The sequence below is a fragment of the Bacillus sp. NMTD17 genome, assembly GCF_002998735.1.
Lineage (GTDB): Bacteria > Bacillota > Bacilli > Bacillales > Bacillaceae > Bacillus.
Genome location: NZ_PVRH01000005.1, coordinates 240,306 through 253,304, shown reverse-complemented (window position 1 = coordinate 253,304; position 12,999 = coordinate 240,306). Strand labels below are relative to the sequence as shown.

Below are 12,999 nucleotides of genomic sequence, written 5' to 3'. Positions count from 1 at the left end.
GGTAAAGGAAGGACACGAGCTCTTCCACAGGCTGATGACATGATGAAATTGTTGGTTGAATTGATCACAAGTAGATACGAATAACATATTCTTCAGCCTCCTTTACGTTTTTAATTACTTTGTAAGTATATCCAGCAAGCACCATTTTGTAAACCTGTTTTTAGTAATATAGATGATTTTTGTGTTTTTGACTAAATTTCTACAGTTATTCTTGTCCGTTTGTCCAATACAATCAAAAAAGCCCCCTCACGTATATGAGGAGACTTTTCGAATTAATCTTCATCTAGTTCTTGCAGTTTCTTTTGAAAAAAGATCGCGCGTCTGACACAAAGAAAAGCTGCTAATAAGAAAACACAATCAATTCCCATCATCAGCATTTTTGGAGATGCTTCGATGTGCTGGTTCGGTATGATCGTACCAATATATAAAAAGGTGCTGACAGCAAGCAAAATAAAAGCGTACTGCTTGTAATCTGTCACTAAACCACTCCACTTTTTCTTCACTTGAATCACCTTCCTGTTTAACATGTCTATTGATAGCTTAACATAGTAAAAGAAAGGTAGTGGCATGTAAATCTATCCATTCACTAGTGCGTTTAGTCCTTGCTTCATATCATTCAGTAAATCATCCACATCTTCAATCCCAACGGATATACGAATTAAACCATCAGTGATGCCAAGCTCCTCCCGGCGGTCTTTCGGAATGGACGCATGAGTCATTCGAGCAGGAACAGAGATTAAGCTTTCAACCGCTCCAAGGCTTTCTGCGATTGTAAACAGCTTAAGCTGGCTTAAAAACACATCGACATGTTCTTCTTTTCCAATATCAAAAGAGATCATTCCGCCGAAGCCTGATGCTTGCGTTTTCGCAAGTTCATGTCCAGGGTGAGCACCAAGACCTGGGTAATAAACACGTGTGACCGCTGGATGTTGTTCTAGAAACTCAGCGATTTTCTGCGCATTTTGTTGATGTGCTTCCATTCTTAGTCCAAGCGTTTTGATCCCTCTCATGAGAAGCCATGAATCCTGCGGTCCAAGAATTCCACCTGTAGAATTTTGAACAAAATGAAGTTCTTCTCCAAGCTCTTTCGTCGCTGTTACAACAAGCCCGCCTACGACATCACTGTGGCCGCCTAAATATTTAGTGGCACTATGGAGGACAATGTCCGCCCCATATTCAATCGGTTTTTGGAAATAAGGTGTAAAAAATGTATTATCAACAATCATTAAGATGTTGGCTTCTTTTGTCAATTGGCCGATCGCTTTGAGATCAGTCATTTTCAGTAAAGGATTGGTTGGTGATTCAATGTAAACCGCTTTTGTTTCGGGTAAAATTGCTTTTTTCACCGCTTCAGGATCACTTGTGTCCACGAAGGTCGCATGAATGCCAATACGGTTTAGTACCTTTGTAATGACGCGGTAGGTTCCGCCGTACACGTCATCTGTCAGGACAATATGATCTCCGCTGTTAAACAGCATCATGACTGCCGTAATGGCAGCCATCCCTGAACCGAATGCGTAGCCGTTTGCTCCCCCTTCAAGATCACGTATGATGGTTTCAAGTGCCGTTCTTGTTGGATTCGCTGTTCTAGAATATTCATACCCTGTATGTTCGCCTGCTTTCGGCTGCTTATAAGTGCTCACTTGGTATATCGGAACAGACACAGCGCCCGTTTTTTCATCACCAGTTGTTCCGCTGTGTATCATCATTGTTTTTGGTTTCATTCTATTTTTCCTCCCTCATAAATTCCTTTGCTTAAATAGCGTTCACTGCTGTCAGGAAAAATGGTGACAATGACTGTCCCAGGTGCTGCCTTCTTTGCTTCCTCTAAAGCGGCATATAATGCGGCACCTGAAGAGCTTCCAATGAGAACGCCTTCTTTTTCAGCAGCTTCTTTCACCATTTGGAAAGCATCATCATCACTGACCGTGTAAATCTCATCGAATAAAGCAGATTCCATATAATCTGGGATAAATTCAAGGCCGATTCCTTCCGTTCTATGCGGGCCCGGATCTCCTCCATTTAAAATCGATCCTTCAGGTTCGACAACAATTGTTTTTAACGCCGGGTGCTGCTCTTTTAAATAGGCAGCACACCCTTGAAAAGTTCCTCCAGATCCCGCTCCTGCCACAAACACATCGATGTTTCCTTGTAGGTCGGACCATAACTCTGGGCCAAGCGTTTTATAGTAAGTCAATGGATTTACTTGGTTTTTAAATTGTAAAACGCAATAGGCATTGTCAATGCTTGCCTCTAGTTCAAGGGCTCGATCAATCGCACCTTTCATGCCCTCTTTTCTTGGTGTATGATTAATCTCTGCACCGAGCGCCTTCATTAGCTGTTGTTTTTCTTGACTAAAATGTTCTGGTACGCAAAAAATGGTCCGCAATTGATGCTTTCTCGCACTGAGGGCAAGCCCAATTCCTGTGTTTCCAGCAGTTGCTTCAATGATGGTTCCGCCTGGACGCAATTTGCCAGATGCCAATGCTTCTCTTATGAGCATATCACCTAAACGATCTTTAATACTTCCACCCGGATTCATCATTTCAAGTTTTGCATACACCTCTACACCATCTGGGATGCCAATCCCTGACAGCTTTAAAAGCGGTGTGCGGCCAATTAATTCTGTAATATCCTTTATGACAGCCATATGATTCCCTTCCTTTGTATGGAAAAGAAGGGGGAACCCCCTTCTTTTATTGAGTTTGCTTTATCATACGCAAGACAAGGTCGGTTGAGTGAATCGCTGCTTGCTCAAGAAATTGATCAAAGGAGACATTGGATTCTTTCCCTGCAATATCAGATAGCGCTCGAACGACAACAAATGGCGTTCCAAAGAGCTGGCAAACTTGTGCAACAGCTGCGGCTTCCATTTCCACCGCATATAGTTCTGGAAACTTCTCTCTCACAAACGCTACACGATCCGGATCATTCATAAACGAATCTCCTGTTGCAATTGTTCCTTTTGCCACTTGAATATGATCGATCTCTAAAGCCGATTCCTCTGCCAGCTTCACAAGCTTTTCGTCTGCAGCGAAAGCAGCTGGCAACCCTGGTACTTGTCCGTATTCGTAATCAAAGATTGTCACATCCACATCATGATGTCGAACATCAGTAGAAATGACAATATCCCCTACATTTAATGTGTGATGGAAACCGCCAGCAGATCCTGTATTGATCACATAATCCGGCTGAAAGCGGTCAAGCAGAAGTGTTGTGCTGACCGCTGCATTTACTTTTCCAATCCCTGATTTTAATAAAATCACTTCTTTATCTTCATAAACACCTGTTGTGAATTCACACCCAGCGATGTTTTCTTGTGTAGCATTCTTTAGTTGATCTCTTAATATTGTCACTTCTTCTTCCATTGCACCTATGACTGCGATTTTCAAATCAAAAACATCCTTTCATTCCCTTTTCTTCGCTTCTACGATCCAAACAAAATCATTCATTTGATGAAAGGACGTGCTAAAACCTTCTTCTTCAAAGATTTGCTTTAGCACATCAATGGATGGATAATATTCCGTTTCTAAATCCTCAGCAAGCTGATCGAATCCTGCGGCTTTCGCTTTGTCGATTTCCGCTTGATGTGCTGCTTGATTTTGAAACATTGTATCAGCAAAGACTATTTTACCATCTGAGTGAAGGATGTTGCTATAGGTGTGAATGGCTTGTTTTTTTTCTTCGTCCGTTAAATGGTGGAAAGCATATGAACTGACAATCGTATCCGGCTCAAATGGCGGCGCTGGAAATGATAAAAAATCCCCATCATGAAACACATCGGGTACTCCCTTTTGAAGAGCCGCTTTCTTCATGGCGTCTGATGGTTCAACGCCAAACACGTTCTTATCAGCTGCGAGCAGTGCCACTGTTAGATTCCCCGTGCCGCTTCCAAACTCAAGAACATATTGACCTGCACGGCGAGTAATTTCTTTTAAAATGGCCGGATACCGGCGAAACACTTCTTCATACTGCTCATCATGACCACTTACCGTGTCGTCATAAGAGTCAGCCCAATGATCAAATAAAGAAAGAAACTCACGTCCCATTTTCTTTCCCTCCACTTTATCTATTTATTCCTATGCGTATAGTATGTTTTAATGCGTCGAACAGTTCCTATCCTACCACATCTTCTGTTTCTTTCCTACTAAAAAATACTGGGAGGGGTAGAAAAATATTTGCCCTTTTAGAGGAGAGAGATTAAGATGAATGAAGAGCATGGAGGGGTGAATCAAATGGATTTTCAGTTGGATTTTCTAAAGGATAAAATTGAATTCTTTGAAGCATCGTCTTTAAAAGAACTTGAACAAAAGATCCAAAAACAAATTGAACATAATCAGGCAATCTTGCTGACTGTTCATTCTGTCAGTCATCAAACGACTGTGATTGATGACCGGATTTTGTATACAGCGGTTGTTCATTTTAAGGCGAATATCTAAATAAAAAAGATAGCATATCTGCTATCTTTTTTTCATGTTTATTTTAATTTTTCAACCTTTACAGGTTTCCAGCCTTTTTCATCTACCCATGTGATTTCCACGCGGTAGCGTTCACCTGATGATTTTTCACGGATGGTTCCCTTTGCATCTTGAGGACCTCCGTTATTTCCTAACCAAAGAACTGTCATTTGATCTTCTGAAATCCCCGTCGCATAGGACATGGCTTTGATCATTTCTTTCCAGTCTTTTGAGTTAGAATCATAGGTTGCTGTATGTGAACCGGATTGCTCTGTTCCTACAGGCTCCCAGTCATCGCTTTCATATGTTTTGTCTACGTCACTCGTTTTGCCGCCGTCTGTTTCTTTGGCGTCTTTTAACGCATCTTTATTAGGCTCTTCTTCATCATCTGTCTTCTTCGTATCGTCGTCTTGATCAGATGAGTCCTCTTTTTTTGCATCTGCATCATCGGATGTGTCTTTCTTTTGATCTTTCACATCTTCTTCTGATTTTTGTTTATTTTCACTTGTTGCAGGCGCCGTTTTAGATGGTGCATCCGCTACATCTGTGTCTTTCGGTTTATTAAAAATTAACAAACTCGATGCGACAACCAAAATAAGCACCACAACGATACCAATTAATATGTTAAGCACCATATTCGCCTTTCTGCGCTTATCACGATGTTCAAATCGAGAATTTCTACTCAAAATCTCTGCACTCCTTTGCCTCGTTCCCTAAGTCGTTACTATTCTAACATGACATGAAGGGATGTTCTATGTCTGTTTCTTTTCAATTTCATTGACCTTTTTTACAATATCATAAAACGCATCATTTGTCTTAGCCCGGCCACTTGCCTCATCAAGGTGAACAACGACAAGAGCATATTTTGGTTTTCCCACCGGAAAGTACCCAGCAAACCACTTATGATAAAGCGGATTCCCCTTTTTATCTTTACTGCCGGTTTGGGCAGTGCCTGATTTCCCCGCTACATCAAATGGAAGATCTTGAAACCTTCTTCCTGTTCCTTTGTCAGACGTCACCACCTGCCTTAAGTACTTTTGCAGCTTTTGAGCTGTATAGCGGTCAATACTGTCTCCTTCCGGTCGTTTGTTTTGAAAGGTTAGCATCGTTGTTCCGTTTTGATACAGCACTTTTTCAGCGATTTTCACTTCTTTTCGTTCTCCGCCTCTCGCAATCGATGCCATCATATTGGCGATTTGCAAAGGAGTCGTTTTGACATTTTTTTGTCCTATTGCGGTTTGGGCAATGGCTTTTTTGACATGCTTGTCTCTTTTATCTCCCCACACACTGCCGGTTTCTTCACGATCAAACTGTTTGAAATGCTGCTTATGATAGACATCCCCTTCCCAGCCAGCTCGATCAATGAGTCCAAGCTTTGCAGCCGTCTTTTCGATGATTTGATCATCTGTTTGGATAAGCTTGCCAGCAAGTGTCGCAAAGGTATAATTACAGCTCTGCGAAAAGCTCTCAGACAGATTCAGCACTTCCTGCGTTCCTTCTGGCTCTCCATATAAATTCTTTCGACAGTCATACATCGTTTGTGGCTGGTCGAGGTTTTTTTCGATTGCTGCGGCAAGTACAGCGGTTTTAAAGACAGAGCCTGGTGCCATGGCAGTCAGCATATAATTTCTTGCCTCATGCCGGTTTTTGCTTGTGACATTTGGCGTACTCGCCATCGCCAGCACGCTGCTGCTTTCAATGTCGAGCAGAACGGCCCCGCCTTTTTCGACGTCTTGTTCTTTCAGAACTTTCTCCATTTCAGCTTGCATGTTTTCATCAATTGTTGTTTGAACCTGAAGAGGATAAAATGAATGAGCCTCTGCTGTATATTTGACGTCCATTCCAAACAAAGGGTTTCCCCTTCCGTCCACATGATATAACAATTTTGTGTCTTGCTCGGGTAATAGAAATTCGTCAAAGGTACTTTCTAGCCCAAAAGTACCGATTTCTGTACGGATGGAAAGCTCTTTTTTGTCAGGATAACGCTTTCTGAGCAATTCTGGATTTTCACTCGTGAAGCCTAATGTGTGGAGGGCAAGTCTTTTTTTGTCCTTCTCTTTCATATATACGCCGTAAACACCTGAATATTTCATATCATTGATGTCTTTCAGCTTTTTTTTCGTGATGTCATCTTTGAGAATCAGAGGTTTTTTGGTTTCTGTCAGCTGTTTTTTGAGTTCATCTTCTTCCATCTCGAGAATAGAGGCGGTTTGTTTTAAATGAGGAAGATCATATTGCAGAAAAGGAAATAAGATAACCGCGGGCTGTTCTTTTGTGAGAAGCGCTTCGCCGTTTCGATCTAAAAATTCACCGCGGCCATCTGAAATGACCACTTCTTCTGTACGCTGTTTGACACTTTCTTGTATTAAATTGATATCAAGCTTTGAAAAAGATTCTGTGAAGAACAGTTGAATTTCTGCCAGTCTCATGAGAAGACCGAGAAGCAGCATAAAAATAATAGCACCTGTCCATTGAATTCTACGTTTTTTGCGCATAAAAACACCTCGTCCCTATTGTGGACGAGGTGTTTATCGTATAAACGTGATTATGAAATTTTTACAATTTGGACGAACATTTCTCCGCCAGGTGTTTGAACGGTTACTTTGTCGTCTACTTGTTTGCCTAACAGACTTTTTGCGATTGGTGAATCGTTTGAAATCTTTCCTTCGAACGGATCAGCTTCTGCACTTCCAACGATAGTGTAAGACTCTTCTTCTCCGTCTGGTAATTCAACGAATGTGACTGTTTTACCAAGTGAGACAATATTTGAGTTTCCTTCATCTTCGATAATTTTGGCATTGCGAATCATATTATCAAGCGTTGTGATACGCCCTTCTACAAACGCTTGCTCTTCTTTAGCAGAATCATATTCCGAGTTCTCAGAGAGGTCTCCAAAGCTTCTAGCAATTTTAATACGCTCTACAACCTCTTTACGTTTAACCGTTTTCAAATATTCAAGCTCTTCTTCTAATTTACGTTTTCCTTCTTCTGTCATTGGAAATACTTTCTCTTGTGCCATGAATCATTCACTCCTTCTATTAATCCTCATCATACAAACTTTCTGCACGTGAGTGACGACTGAAATATACAAGAATGAGGACTTCTTCAGGCCCTCATTCCTTCTGTCCCATATTTGTAAAAGTCCATCTTACATGGCGTCCCTTTTAGATGCAACTATTATGCCTTTTTTCAGACAGAACCACTCTCAGTGGTCTAAAGATGATCTATCTTCATCGCACAAACTGTGGAAAGGCACAGGAAGCTCCTGTACCTCGTTCGCCATTTCGATCATATGTAGAAGAATAGCTTATCCATTCTCCATCTTCCAATACATAATATGGTCAGTGTACGATATGTCTATGCTATATTATTACAAAATTGCTTTTTGATCAAGAATTGTTTGAAAATTTGTGATGATTTGTTTGTCGTTTTTTTAATATACTATTACAAAATCGAAACAACTTCAATATTCAGCTTGAAAACGGCATTTTTCTACATCTATTTCACATCATTGTTTTCCTATCATACCAAATCTTTCATTAAAGGTGTTCCTTCTAAAAATATTTAAGCAGCTTCTACTTATAGAAACAAGTGAAATATTGGTATTTATTCTCTTTATCATGATGTTGAAAAGACCTTTACAATGTAAAGGTCTTTTTCTTCTCCACCATTTACTCTGCTCGGTTTTGAAGAATCGTTTGAATTTTTGTCACCATTAGGTCAATCGCCACATGGTTTTGGCCGCCTTCTGGGATGATGATATCGGCGTATCGCTTTGTCGGTTCAATGAATTGATTATGCATTGGTCTGACAACAGATACATACTGTTCAATCACAGAATCGATTGAACGGCCTCTTTCTTTTGTATCGCGTAAAATGCGGCGAATGATGCGAAGGTCTGCATCTGTATCAACATACAGTTTAATATCCATTAAGTCTCTCAGACGTTCATCTTCTAGTGCAAAGATGCCTTCAACGATGATGACATCCTTTGGTTCAACATGGACAGTCTCTTCTGAACGTGTGTTTAGCTTGAAATCATATATTGGTTTTTCAATGGATTCGTACCTTAGGAGCTGTTCCAAATGCTCAAACATCAGGTCATTGTCGAATGCAAGCGGATGATCATAATTCGTAAGCAAGCGCTCTTCAAATGGCATATGACTTTGATTTTTGTAATATAAATCTTGCTGAAGCATGAGGATGGAATGTCCTTTAAATTTTTCATAGATCGAATTGGTGACGCTCGTTTTACCTGAACCCGAGCCGCCAGCAATTCCAATGACAACTGGTTTACTCCTCATGTGCCTGTTATTTCCCCTTTCTCATCATGTTGCTAGGGTATACTTTTTGATCGAGCTTGAATTTTACGATTTGCAGCGGATGACGAGCGGCATCTAGTTCATTTCCTTTTTCATCCCAAATCGTCTCAATTTTGCATGTGAAATTCTCAATTTCTGGTCCGAAAAATTCGACTTCATCGCCAGCTTTAAAGAAGTTGCGCTGCTGCAATGTGACGATTTGTTCTTTTTCATCATAATGAAGAACGAGACCTGCGAAATCAAATGTCGTTTTCTTTCCATGAATGCCAAACATTTGTTCATCCGTTCCTGGTACACCTTCGAAAAAGGCTGGCGCTGTGTCACGGTTTGCGCATTTATCTAGTTCATCTAACCATTCCTGCTGAATGACAAAATTGTCCGGGTCAGCACAATAGGCGTCAATGACTTTGCGATATACACTCACGACAGTTGCCACATAATGAATTGATTTCATTCGCCCTTCGATTTTCAAGCTGTCAATTCCCATTTCGATCATTTGAGGAATGGATTCGACAAGCTTTAAGTCTTTTGGACTCATCGCAAATGGTGCGTCTTCCTCTCCAAACAATGGCGCTTCCTCAGAACCTTCTAGTTTATAAAGATCATAATCCCAGCGGCAGGACTGGCAGCAGCCTCCGCGGTTAGAATCTCTTGCCGTCATGTGGTTACTGAGCACGCAGCGGCCAGAGTAAGCAATACACATTGCACCGTGAATGAACGTTTCAATTTCAATATCGACCTTTTCTTTCATTTCTCTAATTTCCAGCGCACTTGTCTCGCGAGCAAGCACCACACGCTCAAGACCTTCTTCCTTCCAAAACTGAACAGCTTTCCAATTCGAAAGAGATTGCTGTGTGCTTAAATGGACTTCAAGCTTCGGTGCGACACGTTTACACGTTTCAATGATCAGCGGGTCAGCCACAATAATGCCCGCTACTCCAGCGCCTTCAATCCCTTGAAGGTATTCCTCAAGTCCGTCCATGTTTTCGTTGTGGGCAAAGATATTCGTTGTCACATAAATTCGTGCACCGTATTTGTTTGCAAATGCGACGCCTTCAGCCATTTCTTCAATGGAAAAGTTATCGGCATTTGAGCGAAGTCCAAATTCTTTCCCGCCAATAAAGACCGCGTCTGCTCCGTAATGTACAGCAATTTTCAGCTTTTCCAAGTTTCCTGCTGGTGCAAGCAGTTCTGGTTTTTTTGTAATGACACGTTTTCCATCAATCATTTCAGAAATACCATCTTTCAATAGTGCCATTTCCTCTGCCTCCTCTTATATTAATAAACCGTTTCTTTAAAGAAGAATCCTGTATCAATCGAGCGATTCACTGGTTGAATCTCTTCAATTCGCTTCACCCAGTCCTCTTTCTGATCTTCATAGGCGTCTTTGTCAGCCGCTAATAAATCAATTGCTTTTCTATATAGTGACGTCACCTCTGTCATATAAGAAAGTGACTTTAAAATTCCGTCAATTTTAAATGAGTCAATGCCTGCGTCAACAAATTCTTCTAATTCGTCAATCATACACACATCATTAGGACTCATAATATGTGTGCCGTTTGCATCCTCGAAAATAGGGTATTTGTTTTGACGTTCCTGGTCATGAAGGAATAGTCCTTCCTCCATATTTCTGCCTTCAACGTCCATTTGTTTGCCTTGGTATTCAAAGTAGTTGCCAATGAGCGTACGTTTCGATTGAAACATACATGTCATGCCATGAACTTGAATTTCGATTTCCACCTCAGCATTTTCTTTAATGTCGATTACACTGTCCATGTTCAGCTCTTTGGCAAGAACAGCACGCGTTGCGCCTTTTCTGCCCCAGTAGTTACAAGTGTAATAGTTTGTCCCAGTCGTTTCTGTACTCCAGTGGAGATTCAGGCTCACCCCAGTTTCCTTTGCGGCCATGATCACGGCTGGGTCTCCAAAGACGACGCCATCTACGTTTAATGCATCGAGAAAGGTTAAATAATCTCCAAGCAGCTGCACACGGTCATTATGAAAAATCGCGTTCATCGCCACATACACTTTTTTGTGATGCGCATGTGCCAGCTCAACCGTCTGTTTCACATCTTCTCTTGAAAACTCGCCTGCAAGACGAATACCGTATGTTTGTTCGCCTATGAAGAATGCATCAGCTCCCGCCTCGATTAATGGCAGTACGTCTGACACCTTGCTTGGCGTCACAAGCAATTCTGGTTTTTTCATGATTGGTCACCTCTTTTTGTACTAATGGCGATCCCGTCTCCAACTGGAATAATACACGTTTGGAAATCAGGGTTTGACATGAGCCATTGATTGTATCGATCAATTTTTCCAATTAATTGTTTTTTTCGTTTATCTTCAATTTCTTCTTCATAGTTCGTTGCCACTAAGCCTTTGAATAATACGTTGTCTGTTATGATCATTCCGTCATGAGCAAGCATCGATTCAAACAGCTCAAAAAAACGTTTGTACTGCCCTTTTGCGGCATCAATAAAGATCACGTCATAGGGCGCCATCGTTTGGACCGTTTTAGCCGATTCCATGGCATCACCAAAGAACACGTGTATTCTTTCTTTTAACTTTAATTCCTCAATGTTCCGTGTCGCTTCTTCATAGCGTTTCGCATTTCGCTCAATCGTATAAATCTCAGCATCTGGCAGAGTTGTCGCCATTCGAATGGCGGAGTAGCCAATCGCTGTCCCAACCTCAAGAATTTTCTTCGGCTTTTTCATCGACAGCAGCTGCAGTAAAAGCTCGATGCTCACCTTTTCCATAATTGGCACATGGTGCTCTTTTGCGTATACCTCTAATTGAGCGATTGCATCAGGACTTGGGTGAATTAAATGTTCAATATAATCATTGATTTGATCATCTTCGATAGTCATTATTTGTCTAGCTCCTTCATGACCTGAAAAAGAAGAGTCCTGCCTATTGCAGCTCTCTTTCTCGTCAATCTTTCGTTCATCTAAGTAAAAACAACCCGATATATTTTACCACAAAGAAGTGGTAATTGCGAACCTATAAAATGGATATTTCAACGAAAAAAACTGCAGGCAATCTTGTATTGTCTACAGTCTTTTTCGATTCACATGTACATTAATTACTGCCTGTGATGTATTTTGCTTTCGCTTTGTTGTGCTCATTTAACGTTTTCGTAAAGACGACTTCTCCATTTTTCTTCGCAAGGAAATACACATAATCCGTTTTCTCTGGATGCAGTGCGGCTTTCCATGAAGATTCACCAGCATTTGCAATAGGTCCAGGCGGCAGCCCCTTGTTATTATACGTATTATAAGGAGATTTCACCTTAAGGTCTTTGTAATAAACGCGCGATTTATGCTCACCCAGTGCATAAAGAACGGTTGGGTCGGTTTGAAGCGGCATGTCCTTTTTCAACCGGTTATAAAATACACTGGAGATTTTTGCTCGATCCGTCTTTTCCGTCGCTTCCATTTCAATCAGTGATGCCATCGTTAACACATCATGTATGGACATGTTTGTCTTTTTCATGTCTTTTTCATACGTTTTCACGTATTGATCTGTTTGTTTAATCATTGTTTCAATGATCGTTTCGAGTGATTCATCCTCGCGATAAAATGGATACGTCGCAGGGAATAAATAACCTTCTAACGGATGTTTCACCTGTTTGCCATTTACCTGTGATGTCACCGTTTTCGGATATTTTTTCATTAACGTTTGAATAAACGCAGGATCATCAAGCTTTGCTTCCACTTCCTTGGCTGAAAAATGCGTCTGGTTTGCAATAATCGCCGCAATATCAGACAGCTGTTTTCCTTCTGGAATCACAAGCTGAAAGGCGTAGTCTGTCCCTCCAGATGTCAGCTTTTGAATCAGCTTGTCTGCGTCCATCGTTTGTTTTAAATGAAAATACCCCGCTTTAAATCCGGACGCATTTTTGTATTTTGCATAATAAGTGAAAATCGTGTCATTCGAAATGAGCCCATTTTCTTTTAAAATGCCCGCAATCTCACGGACAGATGTCCCATTTGGAATATGAATATTAATCGTTTGTTTGCTTTTTTGATCGACCGGTCCAAGTGCTGATTTAACATATAAAAAGCCTGATAATGCTGCAATGATGATGACAGCAAGAACAGATAACAGGACGATCCCCATTTTTCTTTTAAAAAATGGTCGTTTCTTTTGTTCTGAAAACATGCATGGCCCTCCTCACATCTAGCTTTTATAGTACATGATTCGACGGAGTTCGGCAA

Annotated in this window: 14 protein-coding genes; 1 reads left to right on the top strand and 13 read right to left on the bottom strand. The window is 41.0% G+C overall.

Going from position 1 to position 12,999, the window contains the following annotated elements; genetic code table 11:
* Positions 1-272 precede the first annotated feature (272 nt).
* The 5 genes from C6347_RS15500 to C6347_RS15480 form a co-directional block, all read right to left on the bottom strand.
* Positions 273-503, bottom strand: a complete 231-nt coding sequence (locus C6347_RS15500) for a YrhC family protein (protein WP_041815772.1) — start codon at positions 501-503, stop codon at positions 273-275.
* 72 nt (positions 504-575) lie between these two features.
* A complete protein-coding gene (locus C6347_RS15495; RefSeq protein ID WP_106036910.1) occupies positions 576-1,724 on the bottom strand; it encodes a bifunctional cystathionine gamma-lyase/homocysteine desulfhydrase in 1,149 nt (382 codons plus the stop codon).
* Positions 1,721-2,650, bottom strand: coding sequence for a PLP-dependent cysteine synthase family protein (locus tag C6347_RS15490; protein WP_106071790.1), 930 nt, complete (start codon positions 2,648-2,650; stop codon positions 1,721-1,723). Before C6347_RS15490 ends, C6347_RS15495 begins: the two co-directional genes overlap by 4 nt.
* Positions 2,651-2,696: 46 nt before the next feature.
* Positions 2,697-3,392, bottom strand: a complete 696-nt coding sequence (gene mtnN / locus C6347_RS15485) for a 5'-methylthioadenosine/S-adenosylhomocysteine nucleosidase (RefSeq protein ID WP_034661478.1) — start codon at positions 3,390-3,392, stop codon at positions 2,697-2,699.
* 15 nt (positions 3,393-3,407) lie between these two features.
* A complete protein-coding gene (locus C6347_RS15480) occupies positions 3,408-4,049 on the bottom strand; it encodes a class I SAM-dependent DNA methyltransferase (RefSeq protein ID WP_106036912.1) in 642 nt (213 codons plus the stop codon).
* Between the two features lie 186 nt (positions 4,050-4,235).
* On the opposite strand from C6347_RS15480, the gene C6347_RS15475 reads away from it, so the two are divergent.
* Entirely contained in the window at positions 4,236-4,439 is a 204-nt protein-coding gene (locus tag C6347_RS15475; RefSeq protein WP_034620637.1) for a YrzA family protein, read from the top strand.
* Between the two features lie 38 nt (positions 4,440-4,477).
* Here C6347_RS15475 and C6347_RS15470 read toward each other — a convergent pair whose 3' ends face one another.
* From C6347_RS15470 to mltG, 8 genes are all read right to left on the bottom strand, one after another.
* On the bottom strand, positions 4,478-5,143 hold the full coding sequence (locus tag C6347_RS15470; protein WP_106036914.1) for a YrrS family protein: 666 nt from the start codon (positions 5,141-5,143) through the stop codon (positions 4,478-4,480).
* Positions 5,144-5,209: 66 nt separating this feature from the next.
* Positions 5,210-6,952: a peptidoglycan D,D-transpeptidase FtsI family protein gene (locus C6347_RS15465; protein WP_106036915.1), complete on the bottom strand. Its 1,743-nt coding sequence runs from the start codon at positions 6,950-6,952 to the stop codon at positions 5,210-5,212.
* 50 nt (positions 6,953-7,002) lie between these two features.
* A complete protein-coding gene (gene greA, locus C6347_RS15460; protein ID WP_007501433.1) occupies positions 7,003-7,476 on the bottom strand; it encodes a transcription elongation factor GreA in 474 nt (157 codons plus the stop codon).
* 652 nt (positions 7,477-8,128) lie between these two features.
* Positions 8,129-8,761, bottom strand: a complete 633-nt coding sequence (udk, locus tag C6347_RS15455; protein WP_024423106.1) for a uridine kinase — start codon at positions 8,759-8,761, stop codon at positions 8,129-8,131.
* 7 nt (positions 8,762-8,768) lie between these two features.
* Complete coding sequence (locus C6347_RS15450) at positions 8,769-10,037, bottom strand: peptidase U32 family protein (RefSeq protein WP_034661487.1); 1,269 nt, start codon at positions 10,035-10,037, stop codon at positions 8,769-8,771.
* A gap of 20 nt (positions 10,038-10,057) precedes the next feature.
* Positions 10,058-10,987, bottom strand: a complete 930-nt coding sequence (locus C6347_RS15445) for a peptidase U32 family protein (RefSeq protein WP_060596850.1) — start codon at positions 10,985-10,987, stop codon at positions 10,058-10,060.
* Entirely contained in the window at positions 10,984-11,649 is a 666-nt protein-coding gene (locus C6347_RS15440; protein ID WP_106048531.1) for an O-methyltransferase, read from the bottom strand. The genes C6347_RS15445 and C6347_RS15440 overlap by 4 nt, the downstream gene beginning before the upstream one ends.
* A gap of 211 nt (positions 11,650-11,860) precedes the next feature.
* Complete coding sequence (mltG, locus tag C6347_RS15435; RefSeq protein ID WP_106036918.1) at positions 11,861-12,943, bottom strand: endolytic transglycosylase MltG; 1,083 nt, start codon at positions 12,941-12,943, stop codon at positions 11,861-11,863.
* Positions 12,944-12,999: the final 56 nt, after the last annotated feature.

Excerpts from the sequence above, each read along its gene's own strand:
- C6347_RS15495 (WP_106036910.1), bottom strand. The coding sequence starts at position 1,724 with ATGAAACCAAAAACAATGATGATACACAGCGGAACAACTGGTGATGAA.
- C6347_RS15490 (WP_106071790.1), bottom strand. The coding sequence starts at position 2,650 with ATGGCTGTCATAAAGGATATTACAGAATTAATTGGCCGCACACCGCTT.
- C6347_RS15480 (WP_106036912.1), bottom strand. The coding sequence starts at position 4,049 with ATGGGACGTGAGTTTCTTTCTTTATTTGATCATTGGGCTGACTCTTAT.
- C6347_RS15475 (WP_034620637.1), top strand. The coding sequence starts at position 4,236 with ATGGATTTTCAGTTGGATTTTCTAAAGGATAAAATTGAATTCTTTGAA.
- C6347_RS15465 (WP_106036915.1), bottom strand. The coding sequence starts at position 6,952 with ATGCGCAAAAAACGTAGAATTCAATGGACAGGTGCTATTATTTTTATG.
- greA (WP_007501433.1), bottom strand. The coding sequence starts at position 7,476 with ATGGCACAAGAGAAAGTATTTCCAATGACAGAAGAAGGAAAACGTAAA.
- udk (WP_024423106.1), bottom strand. The coding sequence starts at position 8,761 with ATGAGGAGTAAACCAGTTGTCATTGGAATTGCTGGCGGCTCGGGTTCA.
- C6347_RS15450 (WP_034661487.1), bottom strand. The coding sequence starts at position 10,037 with ATGGCACTATTGAAAGATGGTATTTCTGAAATGATTGATGGAAAACGT.
- C6347_RS15445 (WP_060596850.1), bottom strand. The coding sequence starts at position 10,987 with ATGAAAAAACCAGAATTGCTTGTGACGCCAAGCAAGGTGTCAGACGTA.
- C6347_RS15440 (WP_106048531.1), bottom strand. The coding sequence starts at position 11,649 with ATGACTATCGAAGATGATCAAATCAATGATTATATTGAACATTTAATT.
- mltG (WP_106036918.1), bottom strand. The coding sequence starts at position 12,943 with ATGTTTTCAGAACAAAAGAAACGACCATTTTTTAAAAGAAAAATGGGG.